This window comes from Pseudoclavibacter endophyticus (assembly GCF_008831085.1).
Taxonomy (GTDB): Bacteria; Actinomycetota; Actinomycetes; order Actinomycetales; family Microbacteriaceae; genus Pseudoclavibacter; species Pseudoclavibacter endophyticus.
Window position 1 is genome coordinate 480,599 of sequence record NZ_WBJY01000002.1, and the last position, 13,298, is coordinate 493,896.

Below are 13,298 nucleotides of genomic sequence, written 5' to 3' on the forward strand. Positions count from 1 at the left end.
CAGGGCGGGGGCGGGGCCGGATGCTCGGCATCCGGCCCCGCCCCCGCCCGGGCGAGTGTGTGGCTTAGGCCGTGAGGCCGTCCACGTACTCCTGGTTCTCGCTGATCCACTGCTCCACGATGGGGCCGTAGTCGTCCGTCTCGTTCTCGTTGAACATGGCGTTCTCGAGCGAGTAGAGCAGGTCGGAGCTCATCTCGAAGTTCTCGAGCCAGCCGCTCAGGGTCGGGTGCGTCTCCACGATGTCGGCACGGCCGATCGAGTGGATGCCCTCCGCGTCGCCGAGCAGGCCCTGCGGGTCTTCGAGGTCGCGGATCGGGAAGGCGTCATAGGCCCAGTGGGGGCGCCACAGGGTCACGACGATGTTCTCGTTGTTCTCCGTCGCGGTGGAGAGCTCGGTGAGCATGGCCGCCGTCGACGAGGTCGTGTAGGTCATGCCCTCGAGGCCGTACCCGGGGATGACCTCGTTCTGCGTGATCTCGGTGAGACCGGCGCCCGGCTCGATGCCGACGATCGTGTTGTTGAACGCGTCGGCGTTGGCCGCGAGCTCGTCGATCGACGTGATGGGGGCATCCTCGTTGACGGCGAACGTCAGCGCGGCCTCGTCGTTCCAGGCACCGAAATCGTGGAGCTGGTCGCCGTACTCCTCCATGTACGAGGCGTGCGTGATGGGCAGCCACGTGTCGAGCGTGATGTCGTAGTCGCCGGTCGAGAGGCCCGAGTAAACGGGGGCCGGGTCGGCGTACTCGAGCGTGACGTTGTAGCCGAGGTCGCTGAGGATCGCGTTCCACAGCTCGGTCGCCGCGATGCCCTCGTCCCAGCCGTTGAAGACGGCGATCGTGAGATCGCGCTGATCGCCGTTCTCGAGCGCGTCGCCCTCTCCCGCATCGCCACCGCCGTCGCCGCCGCCGTCGGCGGCGCAGCCCGTGAGCGCGAGCGCCGCAACGGCCGCGACCGCGAGGCCCGTCTTGAATCGATTCTTCATAGTGATTCCCTTCTCTTTTTGAGGTCTCTGGGGGCGGCTCGGCGCGTCAGCTGGTGGCGCGGTCCGAGTCGGGTGCCGAGTTGGTGGATGCTGCTGCCGATCCGGGCGCCGAGGCGCCCGTCGGGACGCCCGCGCGTGACGGCACGGGCGCGCTGGCGCTCGCGGCGACGCCCGTCGGCTGCGCCGCGACGTCGGCCGTCGCGGCCTCGTCGATCTCGGGGTCGGTCGTGCTCCCGGCGGCACGGCGCTTGCGCTTCGTCGTGCCGGGCGCATTGCGCTTGGCGAACGCGCTCGTGGTGCGGTCGAGGATGATCGCGAGGATCACGACCGAGATGCCCGCTTCGAAGCCGAGGGCGATGTCGATGCGATTCAGCGACTGGACGACGTCACCGCCGAGACCCCCCGCGCCGACCATGCCCGCGATGACGACCATCGACAGCGAAAGCATGATGACCTGGTTGACGCCGGCCATGATCGACGGCATGGCGAGGGGCAGCTGCACCTGGCGCAGAATGCGCCCCGGCGTCGCGCCGAACGCCTTCCCGGCCTCGACGACCTCCTTGTCGACGCCGCGGATGCCGAGCTCGGTCATGCGGACGCCGGGCGCCATCGCGAAGATGATCGTTGCGACGATGCCGGGCACGACGCCCACGCGGAACAGGATGAGCGCGGGGATGAGGTAGACGAAGGCCGGCATGGTCTGCAGGAAGTCGAGGATCGGCCGGATGATGTTGCTGGCGGTGCCCGACTTGGCCGCGAGGATTCCGAGGGGGATGCTGATGATGACCGCGACGGTGCTCGCGACGAGCACGAGCGCGAGGGTCGCCATGGCGTTGTCCCACTGGCCGACGACGACGATCATGAACAGACCGATGGTCGTGCCGAGGGCGAGCAGCCACCCCTTGGCCCACCCCTTCGCCAACCAAGCGAGGAGGGCGAGCACGATGATGATGACGAAGAACGGCGGCGTCGCCAGCGCGAAGTGGATCGCGTCGTAGAAGCCGTTGAACATATTCCGGAGCACCGTGAAGACGGGGCCGAGGGTGCTGGTGAGGAATGCCACGAACCCGGCGACCCAGTCGCCGAACGGCAACAGGTCGTGGAGGTCCTGCATGAAGGCGTCGATCGAGTCGTTCACTTGTCGGCCTCCGTCGAGTCGGGCGTACTGAAGCGGTCGTCGCTGCCGGAGGCGCTCGTCGGCTCGTCGGCGGGCCCGGATTCGAGCGCGTCGCGGACCTCGTCGGGCGTGGCCGTCGTCACCGGATCCTGCACGGGGATCGGCGTGGTCGTCGCGGGGACATTCGCGAGCGACGCGAGGATCGTGACGCGTGGCACGACGCCGAGCAGGCGCTGCTGGTCGTCGACGACGGCGATGGGCAGCGCCGTGTCGAGCGTGAGCTCGATGAGATCGCTCAGCGACGTGTCCGGGGACGCCGTGGGCGCGTTGTTCCGCACGATCGGCGCGAGCTCGGTCTCGCCGTCTTTCACGGCGCGGATCGCGGCCCGGTCGGTGACGACGCCGCGGAGGCGCCCCTGGTGCACGACGAACGCGCTGCCGGCCTGATTGTTGCGCATGACGCGAAGCGCGGCGCGGGGACCGGCCGATTCGGGAACGACGCCGATCGGCGGCTCCATGACGCTCGCGGCCGTGAGTACGCGGGCGCGGTCGACGTCCTGCACGAACTGCGCGACGTAGTCGTTCGCGGGATCGGTCAAGATCTGCTCGGGGGTGCCGATCTGCACGACGCGGCCATCACGCATGACGGCGATGCGGTCGCCGAGGAACATCGCCTCGTTGAGGTCGTGCGTGATGAAGATGATCGTCTTGCCGAGCTCGGCCTGCAGCTCGACGAGTTCCTCCTGCATCTCTCGGCGGATCAGCGGGTCGAGGGCGCTGAACGCCTCGTCCATGAGCAGGATCTCGGTGTCGGAGGCCAGCGCGCGGGCAATGCCGACGCGCTGCTTCATGCCGCCGGACAGCTCCGAGGGGAGGTTGTCCTCCCACCCCGTTAGGCCGACGCGCTGGATGATCTGCCGAGCGCGCTGGAGCCGCTTCTGGTGGGGAACGCCCTGCACCTCGAGACCGAACGCGACGTTCTCGACGACGGTGCGGTGAGGAAACAGCGCGAAGTGCTGGAACACCATCGACACCTGCTTCTGGCGCACGCGGCGGATGGTGGCCGGCGACGCCTTCGCAAGGTCGACGTCGCCGATGACGACGGAGCCGGCGGTCGCGTCGAGCAGGCCGTTGAGCATCCGGATGAGCGTCGACTTGCCGGAGCCCGACAGGCCCATGACGACGAAGATCTCGCCGCGAGCGACGTCGAAGCTCGCGTCGATGACGGCGGCGGTGGTGCCGCCCGGCAGCTCGTCTCGCGACGCGCCGGCCTCGAGTCGCTGAACGCCCTCCCGGCCACGGCGACCGAAGACCTTGTACAGGCCTTTTACCGTGACGGCGGGGGCGGTGCCCTCCGGGCGTGCAGGGTCGGGGTGTGGTTGCCCCGATGCCGATTCTGGTTGCGTCACAGCTGGCTGGGTCACTCGTCCTCCTGGGTCCGGTGGGCTGGTGTGGCGTCCACCGTGGTTCGGCGCCGCGATGATGTCGCGGGCCGGTGGCGTGGGATTGCCGTGTCGCGCCGGTTCGGAGATGCGGTGTTCCGGCGGCGACGCCGTGTCCCGGCGGCGACGCCGTGTCATCTCGAATCAGCGCGCTTCGGGACCAGGTGTTCCTGTTCCCGCGGGCAACCACGCCTTGTGAGGCTAACAAGCCCCCTTTTCACTTGCAGCCTGAGCGTCCACTGAAAGGGGGCGTGAACGCCTCCGAATGGCTTGGTCCACCCTCCCAGCATCCGCGCGTTGACGCGGATCGGGTGGGGGTGCGGGCATCGTTGCCGAAGCGTTACGCGCTGAGCGGCCAGCGGGCCCGATTCGCGCGGTTCGAGGGGTCCGAAGGCGCTCGGAGGCGAGGCGTGCCGATACGCTGCGGAGTATGGCGGCGGCTGGAACGGAAGCGGGCGGCGCGCGTGACGACGGCTACCTGGCGCGCGTCATCCGCGTGCTCGAAGTCTTCGATTCGGAGTTGACGGCGCTCAAAGTGAGCGCGATCGCGGGCGCGGCGGAGCTGCCGCTGCCGACCGCCTATCGCATCGTCGGTGATCTCGTCTCGCACGGGCTGCTCGGCCGCGACGTCGACGGCCGCATCCGCCTCGGATCCCGACTCTGGGAGCTCGCGAACCGCGGTTCGCCGCTCGAGGGGCTGCGCGAGGCGGCGCGGTCAGAGCTCATCAGTGTGCACACCGCCACGGGGTTCCACACCAACTTCGCCGTGCTGCGCGAGGGGACGGTGCTCGTCGTCGATCGCATCGTCGCCGACACCGACCTGCGCAATCGCTCGATCACGGCGGCGCGGATGTCGGCCCTGCGCTCGTCGCTCGGCCTCGCCATGCTCGCGCACGCGCCGTACGCCCAGCTGCGGCTGGCGATCGCCCTTGAGCTCGCGGAGCTGCCCGAGCCGTCAGTCGGCGAGCGCGATGCCTTCGCGGTGGCAGAGGAATCGGCGAAGCGGGAACTCGACGGGGTTCGGCGGCGCGGCTATGCCGCGCAGCGCGGGCAGCAGGACACGAACACGATGGGCGTCGCCGCGCCCGTGCTGGGGGAGCGGGGGCTCGCCGTCGCCTCGATCGGCGTCATCATGCCCGTCGACACGACGCACGCCGCGGAGCTGGCGGCCGCCGAACGACTCCGACACGTCGCGGGGCGCATCGCCGACCGCATTGACCAGGGGCAGGCGGGCGGGGCCGTGTCGCGCCCGGCGACACGCGGCTAGTAGCTCGCGCGTTCCCCGCCGGTCGCTTCGGCTGCTCCGGCGATCTGGTCGCCGCCACGGTCGTCGATGAAGCGCTTGGCGAATCCCTCGCCAGCGCGTGCGACCGATGCCACGTCCGCACCGACCAGGATGAAGTCGACACCGAGGTCGAGGTACCGCTCGGCCACCACCGGATTGAAGGCGTTGACGCCGACCGGAAGACCTGCCGCCTTCGCGACGGCGATGGTCCGCTCGACCGAGGCCACGACATCCGGATGCTCCTGCTGACCGAGCAGCCCCATCGACGCGGAAAGGTCGCTCGGCCCGATGAACATCGCCGCGACCCCATCGGTCGCCGCGATCGCCTCGGCGTTCGCAACGGACTCGGCCGTCTCGATCTGCACCGTGATCGACACGAGCTCGTGGGCGCGCTGCAGATAGTTCTCGACCCGGTTCCATCGCGCCCCGCGCGCGAGGGCCGAGCCGACGCCTCGCACGCCGCGCGGCGGGTACAGGGAAGCCGCGACCGCCGCCGCGGCCTCGTCGGCCGAATTGACCATCGGCACCAGGAGGTTCTGCGCGCCGAGGTCGAGGTACTGCTTGATGAGCACGGTGTCATTGACCGGTACCCGGACGACGGGCGTGACCGGGTAGGCCGCGGCGGCCTGCAACTGCAGCTGGATCGACTCGAGGCCGAGCGGCGAGTGCTCGCCGTCGATGAGGAGCCAGTCGAGGCCGCTGCCCGCGCAGATCTCAGCCATGATGGGCGAGCCGGAGCTCACCCACATGCCCGCGAGCGCGCGGTCGCTGCCGGTGAGGCGGTCGCCGAAGGTGGGCGGCAGCTCTACTGAAAACGGCACGTGATCGTCCCCATCCGGCCGTAGTCGCACACGACGGCGTCGCCCTTCGACACCCACATGGGGCGGGTGAAGGAGCCCGCGAGAATGATCTCGCCCGCCTCGAGCCGAGCGCCGTGCTGGTGGAACGTGTTGGCGAGCCACGCCACGCCCATGCCGGGATGGCCGAGCACGCCGCCCGCGAGGCCCGTCTCTTCGATGGTCTCGTTGCGGTAGAGCATCGCGCCCACCCAGCGCAGATCGATGTCATCAGGGCGCATGGGGTTGCCGCCGAGCACCATGCCGCCGTAGGCGGCGTTGTCCGAGATCGTGTCGACGATCGTGCGCCCCTCGAGCTCGATGTGCGAGTTCAGCACCTCGAGCGCGGGCGTGACGTACTCGGTCGCGCGCAGCACGTCGAACAGCGAGCAGTTCGGCCCCTCGAGCGGCGTCTTGAGGACGAAGGCGAGCTCCACCTCGATACGGACGTTCGAGAAGTCGTCGAACGGGATCACCGAGCCGCTCTCATAGACCGTATCGTCGAACATGACCCCGTAGTCGGGCTCGGTGATGCCCGTGGCCGCCTGCATCGCCTTCGAGGTCAGGCCGATCTTGCGACCGACGAGGGTGCGGCCGGCTGCGATGTTCTGATCGCGCCACACGCCCTGGATGGCATACGAGTCTTCGATCGTCGCGTCGGGATACCGGGCCGTGATCCGGGGGATGACCGATTTCTCGCGGTCGGCATCGGCGAGTTCCCTCGCGATCGCCTCGATGGTGGACTGCTCGAGCATGCTGCTGCGTTCCCTTCGGTTCTGGGTCGGCTCAAGCGTAGTGCGGGGCCTCACAGCGCGGCGCGGCCCGCCCGCCGATGCCGGCGAGCGGGCCGCGCCCGGATGTCGCGAGGCGCTACGGGCGTGACCCGGCGGGCGGCGATTCGGTCGCCGCCCCGGTCGCCGCATCCCCGCCATCGCCGTCGCGCGCGGAATCGGCGGGGGCGTCGTCGGCCGGGTCGTACTCGCGCACGCGCCACACGACGAGGGCCGCGACCGCGACGACCGCCGAGACGCCGATGTAGATCTGGGTCGGCGTCGCGCCCGCGTCGAGGAACGCGCCGGCCAGGATCGGCGCCAGGATGGCGCCGGCGCGGCCGACCCCGAGCGCCACCCCCACGCCGGTCGAACGGGCCTTCGGGCCGTACGCGGCGGGGGCGATCGTGTAGAGGCCGCCAATGGCGCCGTTGATGAGCATCCCGACCCCCACGCCGCAGATGAACGCGACCGTCGCTATGCCCGTCGTCAGGATGAACACCGTGAGCATGACCGCGCCGAGCACCGAGAACACAATGAGGAGATGACGCGGGCGCCAGAACGTCGTGAGGAACCCGAACGCGAGCGTGCCGATCGTGCCTCCGATCGTGAGCATGATTCCGCCGAGGATGCCCTGCTGCTGCGACATGCCCATGTCGGTGAGCATCTGCGGCGTCCAGGTGCTCGCGAAGTAGAAGCCGAACATGATGGCGAAGAAACTGATCCAGAGCGCGATCGTCGTGCCCCGGTAGCGCTTGCTCACCAGGGCGCGGTATCCGATCTGCTCGACGGTCGTCGTCTTGGGCGCACCCAAGTCCTCGCCGGTGTAGCCGATGCGCTCGGCGATTCGGCGCAGCGAGGCGCGACTGCGGTCGTCGGTGCGCGTGTTCAGCTGTTCGGGCGACTCGGGCACCACGAAGACCACGAGCAGGATCGCGACGACGGTCAAGGCGGCGCCCGCGACGAACACGGCGTGCCAGCTGATGTGCTCGATGAGCCAGGCGGCGAGGGTTCCGCCGATCGTCGCACCGACCGGGTAGCCGCTCGCGTAGAGGCTGATGGTGAGGCCGCGCCGCTTCGTGTTCGAGAACTCGCTCACGATGACCGTCGTGCAGGCGAGGATGCCGCCGACGCCGAGACCCGTGATGATGCGGGCGACGAGCAGCAGGGCGAAGCTGCCGGAGACGGCGGAGATCACCAGGCCGACCGCGTTCACGATGAGCGAGAGCACGAGCGTTCGCTTGCGGCCCATGCGGTCGGCGAATGGCCCGAGCGTGATCGCGCCGACCGCCATGCCGATGAGCCCGGCACTGAGGAGGAACCCGAGCTCGGTGTCGCTGAGACCGAAGTCGGTCTTCACGGGGTTCGCGGTGAACGACATGGCGAGCACGTCGTAGCCGTCGAGGGCGTTGAGGTAGGTCATGATCGCGATGATCACGATCTGGTAGAGGCCCATGGGCCTCGCGTCGATGTGTTCGCGCAGCGTTGCGTGCTCGCGCGGCGTGGTGCTCACGGTGCGGCGCCTTTCGTGGGGATCGTGCCCGGCCTGGCCGGTCTCGGCGTGCTGAATCGTGTGGGCTTGCAATCATCGCGTGCCCGCGCCCCGGTGCGCCATCGTGTTCCGCCCCGCAGCCGTGCGAAGCGGCCGCGATGCCGAGACGAAAGCACACTAACTATGGGGATAGTGGAATGCAAACAGTCCGGGCCAAGCCCCCTAGCCGCACGATCGCGGCGCCGGCCGGGCGCGGCAGGCCGGTTGCGCGGACGCACTCATCCACTCTCGAGTGAGTGGCATGATGGATGCACGCGCGTCGCCGTCGACGGGCCAGCGCTGGCCCCCTCGTCGTCGCCGCGCTCCCGATGTGCCCGCCGATGGAGGCGCCCCTATGAGTCTGCGCGCCGCGCTCCTGTTCGTGCTCGCGAGCGAGCCCCTGACCGGTTACGACGCCGCAAAGCGGTTCGGCACCACCGTTGGTCACCTGTGGCACGCCGCTGATTCCCAGATCTATCCGGAACTCCACCGCATGGAGGACGAGGGCCTCATCGAGGGCGCCGACGTGCCGTGGGGGGCCAAGGGCGCGACGAAGCGCGAGTACTCGATCACGCGCGCGGGCCTCGAGTTCCTCGGGGACTGGCAGGCGCGCCCCCTGCGCTACGCGCCTGAGCGCGACCCGGCCCGCCTGCGATCGGCCTACTTTGAATGGGCCGCCGCCGCAGACGCCCGCGCGCAGCTGCTCGCGCATATCGCCCACCACGAGCGAGAGATCGCGGGGGCGCGAGCGCGCATCCACTCGATCCGCGACGGTGAGAATGACTCGGTGCGGCAGCGCCTCGGGCATTACGCGCCCGCCGACCGAGAGCGCGTAACTCGCTGGAAGGTGTTCGCTCACGAGGGCACGATCGCCCGCGCGGAGGCGGAGATCGCCTGGGCTCGCCGCGGGATTGCGCTGCTCGAGGACGACCCCGAGTCGCCCGCGGCATACCGACCCGCAGCGACGCCGGACGTTGAGCCGGTGCCGGCGCAGCCACGCGTACCGGCCGCGGCTCGCTGAGCGTCGTCCCCGGCGCCGCGGGAGGCGCCTGCGGCGGTGGCGGCCGTGGCTCGCTGAGCACGGCACGGGCCTGGGCGGATGCTCGGGTTCAGTCGGTGTCGGACGCGCAGGCCCCGCGCCACGCCCTATCGATGCCCGTACAACACGCCCGCGAACTTGTCGGGCACCGCGACGCGCATCGCGTCCGCGAGCCCGCGCACGATCGGCGGGTTGTCGCCCGTGAGGGGAGAGGTCACCAGCTTCAGTGCGTGGGTGAACCCGGCGGTGTGCCGCCAGGGAAGCAGACTCGGCGGCAGATCCGCTGCCGGATCGACGGGGCCGAAAAGGATGTGGATACCTCGGCGCATGCGTCGCCTCGGCGGCGTCGCAGCCCCGAAGGGATTCGGCCACGTGACGCTGACCGCGATCGCGCGCACCTCGCTCCAGTCGACGGCGTACGTGTTCCGGGCGCCCTCGATACGGATGCCCGCGGTGTCGACGACGATGTCGCGCTTCGGAGGCCTGATGGCCACGATCGCCGAGAGGAGGGCGGGCAGCCCGAAGAATGCCGTGCCGACCACCAGTATCCAGAGGTCGGTTTCTCCGCGCGCCCAGGGGACGATGGACATCGCTGCGAGGAGTTCCAGGAGGCACGGAATCGCGAACGCGGCGCACACCACGACCGTGATCGCCAACATCGCGCGCTCCCCTGGCCCGACGAACGGGAACCGGGCGATGAGATCGGCATCGTCCGGCTCCTGGGCGTCACCGTGGCGCGAGGCGGGCAGCACCTCGCCATGGTAGGCCTGCGGGTGCTGGCTCGCGCGCAGGCTCCGTGCGCCGTGGAACGCGCTCGTCGTCGCACGCTCCCGTCCGGGGCTACCGGGCCTGACAATTGCTACCGAATGCCGGGTAGCTCGTGTCCGGTTCGGTAGCTGGATGGACGCATGCGACGTTGGGGAGGATGCCACGTGGCTCCGTAGGGATGGAGCAGTGCGCCTGCACCCGCCCGGTGCCCCGAAACTGTGGGACATGCCGGTGCGCCGTACCTCGCCGCTCGTCGCTCGCCTGTGACGTGTCCGCTGTCCACAGCCCGCGCGCGAGATCCGCGGCGTCGACACTCCGGAACGCAAACTCTGCCCGTGCAGCTCATCGATTTCCGCGCCGGCCGATACGACGACTTCGAGCGGCGACAGATTCGCAGGAATGCTACGAGGGGGAGCCTGGAGCGGGTCCGCCCAGGCGTGTACGCGGAGGTCGCCGACAGCACGGCCGAGGAGCGACATCGCCGGCTCATCGAGGCCACGGTTCCGCGACTCGCATCCGACGCGACCGTCAGCCACACATCCGCCGCCATCGTGCATGGCCTTCCGGTGCTGCGGGCTCGCCTCGGGCCGGTGATGACGACGCGTCCGAGCTCGAACGGCAAGCGCTCGACGTACGTGCACGCGCGACGCGCGCTACTGCGGCCGGAGGAGCGCGTGGAACGCGCGGGGTTGCCGCTGACCTCGCTTGGGCGAACCGTCGCCGACCTTGCGAGGATGCTTCCGTTCGATGAGGCGCTCGCGGCCGCGGACGTCGCCGTTCGCATGGGACTCGACATTCGTGCACTGGCCGAACACGAGGGCGCGTCGCTGCGCGTGCGACGCGTCGCTCACTTCGCGAGCGGGCTCTCCGAGAGCGTCGGCGAATCGATGAGCCGCGCACTGTTCATCCAGTCGGGTCTGCCACCGGCGACGCTACAGTTCCGAGTCTTCAACAGAGCGGGTGAACTCTTCGCCAGGTGCGATTTCGGGTGGTCGGACTGGAACGTGGTCGGCGAGTTCGACGGCGACGTGAAGTACGGGGGCACCCTCCCCGGTGCCGGCGATCCCGCGCGAGCGATCCGCGACGAGAAAGAGCGCATCGAAGGGCTGCGGGATCTCGGGTACGACCCGATTCAGTGGGGTTGGCGAGTCATGCGCACGCCGGTTTGCTCGTTGCGCGGGTACAGCGAACATTGATCGCCAATGGCTACCAACCTGGACGTTTGCTACCGGGCGTCCGGTAGTTGTTGTCCGGCTCGGTAGCTGCGGCAGAGGGGTCCGCGTTGGGGAGCTGTGGCGCGGGCTACCGGGTGTGCCGTTTGCTCCCGGGCGTCGGGTCGTTGTTGTCCGGCCCGGTAGCGTGGTCACGTGACTGATCTCGCTGATGCGCTTGCCGTTGCCGCGACCTGGCCCGCCGAACACGCCGCCACGGCGGTCGTCGCCGCCGACGGGCGCACGCTCGCCACGTACGGCGACCAGGACCGGCGCTACCCGCTCGCCTCGGTGACGAAGCCGCTCGCCGCCTATGCGATCCTCAGCGCGGTCGAAGAGGGCGCGCTCGAGCTCGATGCTCCGGCGGGCCCTGAGGGGTCGACGGTGCGGCACCTGCTCGCGCACACCGCCGGCTACGACTTCAATTCGCGCACGACGGTCGCGCAGCCGGGAGCCCGCCGCATCTACTCGAACACCGACTTCGACGAACTGGGCGAACTGATCGAGTCCGAGGCCGGCATGCCGTTCGGCGACTATCTGCGCGCCGCGGTCCTCGAACCGCTCGGGATGCGCGACTCGGCGCTCGAGGGATCACCGGCCGCCGACGCGGTGTCAACCGCGGCAGACCTCGCCCGCTTCGCCGCGGAGCTGCAGTCCCCGACGCTACTGGCGCCGGCGACGGTCGAAGCCGCGACGACGGTGCAGTTTCCGGGCCTGCGCGGGGTGCTGCCGGGTTTCGGCTCGCAGGAGGACAACCAGTGGGGCCTCGGCTTCGAGATCCGCGCGAACAAGTCTCCGCACTGGACGGGCGCGAACAACTCACCGGCCACCTACGGTCATTTCGGCCAGTCCGGCACGTTCCTGTGGGTCGACCCCGAGGCGGGCACCGCGCTCGTCGCCCTCACCGACCGGAACTTCGGGCCATGGGCGGCCGAGGCCTGGCCCGCCTACAGCGACGGCGTGCTCGCCGCGGCGCGCTGACCGGGGCGTTTCCGAGCGCGAACGCCTGAGCGCGAACGCCTGAGCGCCAACGCCCGCGCGCGAACGCCCCAGCAACCCCAAACGGGGCCGGATGCACAGCATCCGGCCCCGTTCTGCGTGCGTTGTGAAGCGCTCGCGTCGGTGTGCCCCTACAGCTGGTTGCCGACCTTGAAGCCCTGCTGCCCGTCGCCCTTGCGGGTGTACGAGAAGCCGTCGGCGCCGATCGTGGTCTCGAGCTCCGAGGTCTCGGTGCGCGCGAGCACGGGCTGCGGGTTGCCGTCGAGGTCGAGCACGAGCGACGCCTCGGTGTACCACGAGGGCACGACCGGGTTGCCCCAGAAGTCGCGGCGCTGGTTGTCGTGCACGTCCCACGTGACGACCGGGTTGTCGGGGTCGCCGGTGTAGTAGTCCTGCGTGTAGATCTCGACGCGGTGGCCGTCGGGATCGATCAGGTACAGGTAGAACGCATTCGACACGCCATGGCGGCCGGGGCCGCGCTCGATCGCGTCGGAGCGGCGGATGGCGCCGAGCTTGTCGCAGATCGCGAGGATGTTGTGCTTCTCGTGCGTTGAGAACGCGATGTGGTGCATGCGGGGGCCGTCGCCACCGGTCGCGGCCGTGTCGTGCACGGTCGCCTTGCGGCGCATCCACGCGGCGTAGACGGTGCCCTCGTCGTCCTGGATGTCCTCGGTCACGCGGAAGCCCAGGTCCTGGTAGTGGCGCACGGCGCGCGGCACGTCGGGCGTGACCTGGTTGAAGTGGTCGAGGCGCACGAGCGCGCCGGGCGTGTACAGGTCGTACCGCCATGCGAGACGCTCGACGTGCTCGACCTCGTAGAAGAACTCGTAGGGGAAGCCCAGCGGGTCTTCGACGCGCACCGAGTCGCCGATGCCCTTCGTGAAGCCCTCGGCCCGGCGTTCGACACGGCACCCGAGCTCCTCGTAGAAGGCAACGGCCTTGTCGAGCTCCTCGGGGCTGCGCACCCGGTACGAGAACGCGGCGACGCCCGCGACGGGGCCCTTGCGGAGTACGAGGTTGTGGTGGATGAACTCCTCCATCGTGCGGAGGTAGATCTCGTTCTCGTTCTCCTCGGTCACGATGAGGCCGAGAATGTCGACGTAGAACTCGCGCGAGGCGGCGAGGTCGGTGACGACGAGGTCCATGTAGGCGCAGCGCAGGATGTCGGGGGCCGGAGCCTCGGGCGTTGGGACCGGGTTGGCGGCCTTGATCGGCGCCTCGGGGGTCACGTAGAAGCCCGACGAGGTGAGCGTGCGTTCATTGAGTTCAGACATTAAAGCGTCCTTGCTGATGGTGCTGATGGGGTGAGTGAGTGGGC

The 13,298-nt window shown here is 69.6% G+C and carries 12 protein-coding genes; 4 read left to right on the top strand and 8 right to left on the bottom strand.

Annotated elements, in window-relative coordinates; all coding sequences use genetic code 11:
* Positions 1-64 precede the first annotated feature (64 nt).
* From F8O04_RS11830 to F8O04_RS11840, 3 genes are read right to left on the bottom strand one after another with little or no spacing between them, the layout of a single operon-like run.
* Positions 65-982, bottom strand: coding sequence for a glycine betaine ABC transporter substrate-binding protein (locus F8O04_RS11830; protein ID WP_158029566.1), 918 nt, complete (start codon positions 980-982; stop codon positions 65-67).
* 46 nt (positions 983-1,028) lie between these two features.
* Complete coding sequence (locus tag F8O04_RS11835; protein WP_158029666.1) at positions 1,029-2,096, bottom strand: ABC transporter permease; 1,068 nt, start codon at positions 2,094-2,096, stop codon at positions 1,029-1,031.
* A gap of 20 nt (positions 2,097-2,116) precedes the next feature.
* Positions 2,117-3,523, bottom strand: coding sequence for a quaternary amine ABC transporter ATP-binding protein (locus F8O04_RS11840; RefSeq protein ID WP_373285870.1), 1,407 nt, complete (start codon positions 3,521-3,523; stop codon positions 2,117-2,119).
* Between the two features lie 448 nt (positions 3,524-3,971).
* Between F8O04_RS11840 and F8O04_RS11845 the strand changes: the two genes are divergently transcribed.
* The gene (locus tag F8O04_RS11845) at positions 3,972-4,808 is read left to right on the top strand and encodes an IclR family transcriptional regulator (protein WP_158029568.1); all 837 of its coding nucleotides are present in this window, start codon (positions 3,972-3,974) and stop codon (positions 4,806-4,808) included.
* On the opposite strand, the gene F8O04_RS11850 is transcribed toward F8O04_RS11845, so the two are convergent.
* From F8O04_RS11850 to F8O04_RS11860, 3 genes are all read right to left on the bottom strand, one after another.
* A complete protein-coding gene (locus F8O04_RS11850) occupies positions 4,805-5,647 on the bottom strand; it encodes an HpcH/HpaI aldolase family protein (RefSeq protein WP_225735031.1) in 843 nt (280 codons plus the stop codon). The genes F8O04_RS11845 and F8O04_RS11850 overlap by 4 nt on opposite strands.
* Positions 5,632-6,417 carry a 2-oxo-hept-4-ene-1,7-dioate hydratase gene (gene hpaH, locus F8O04_RS11855; RefSeq protein ID WP_158029569.1) on the bottom strand — a complete coding sequence of 262 codons (786 nt, stop codon included), beginning with the start codon at positions 6,415-6,417 and terminating at the stop codon, positions 5,632-5,634. Before hpaH ends, F8O04_RS11850 begins: the two co-directional genes overlap by 16 nt.
* Before the next feature lie 115 nt (positions 6,418-6,532).
* The gene (locus tag F8O04_RS11860; RefSeq protein WP_225735032.1) at positions 6,533-7,945 is read right to left on the bottom strand and encodes an MFS transporter; all 1,413 of its coding nucleotides are present in this window, start codon (positions 7,943-7,945) and stop codon (positions 6,533-6,535) included.
* 373 nt (positions 7,946-8,318) lie between these two features.
* Here F8O04_RS11860 and F8O04_RS11865 point away from each other — a divergent pair, with 373 nt between their 5' ends.
* Positions 8,319-8,984 (top strand): PadR family transcriptional regulator, encoded by a 666-nt coding sequence (locus tag F8O04_RS11865; protein ID WP_158029570.1) that lies wholly within the window; start codon positions 8,319-8,321, stop codon positions 8,982-8,984.
* 125 nt (positions 8,985-9,109) lie between these two features.
* On the opposite strand, the gene F8O04_RS11870 is transcribed toward F8O04_RS11865, so the two are convergent.
* Positions 9,110-9,754, bottom strand: coding sequence for a hypothetical protein (locus F8O04_RS11870; protein WP_158029571.1), 645 nt, complete (start codon positions 9,752-9,754; stop codon positions 9,110-9,112).
* Between the two features lie 351 nt (positions 9,755-10,105).
* On the opposite strand from F8O04_RS11870, the gene F8O04_RS11875 reads away from it, so the two are divergent.
* Both F8O04_RS11875 and F8O04_RS11880 read left to right on the top strand, forming a co-directional pair.
* Positions 10,106-10,966 (top strand): hypothetical protein, encoded by an 861-nt coding sequence (locus F8O04_RS11875; protein WP_158029572.1) that lies wholly within the window; start codon positions 10,106-10,108, stop codon positions 10,964-10,966.
* Between the two features lie 171 nt (positions 10,967-11,137).
* Positions 11,138-11,962: a serine hydrolase domain-containing protein gene (locus F8O04_RS11880; protein WP_158029573.1), complete on the top strand. Its 825-nt coding sequence runs from the start codon at positions 11,138-11,140 to the stop codon at positions 11,960-11,962.
* A 149-nt stretch (positions 11,963-12,111) separates the two neighbouring features.
* Here F8O04_RS11880 and hpaD read toward each other — a convergent pair whose 3' ends face one another.
* Entirely contained in the window at positions 12,112-13,254 is a 1,143-nt protein-coding gene (gene hpaD / locus F8O04_RS11885; RefSeq protein WP_158029574.1) for a 3,4-dihydroxyphenylacetate 2,3-dioxygenase, read from the bottom strand.
* Between the last annotated feature and the right edge of the window lie 44 nt (positions 13,255-13,298).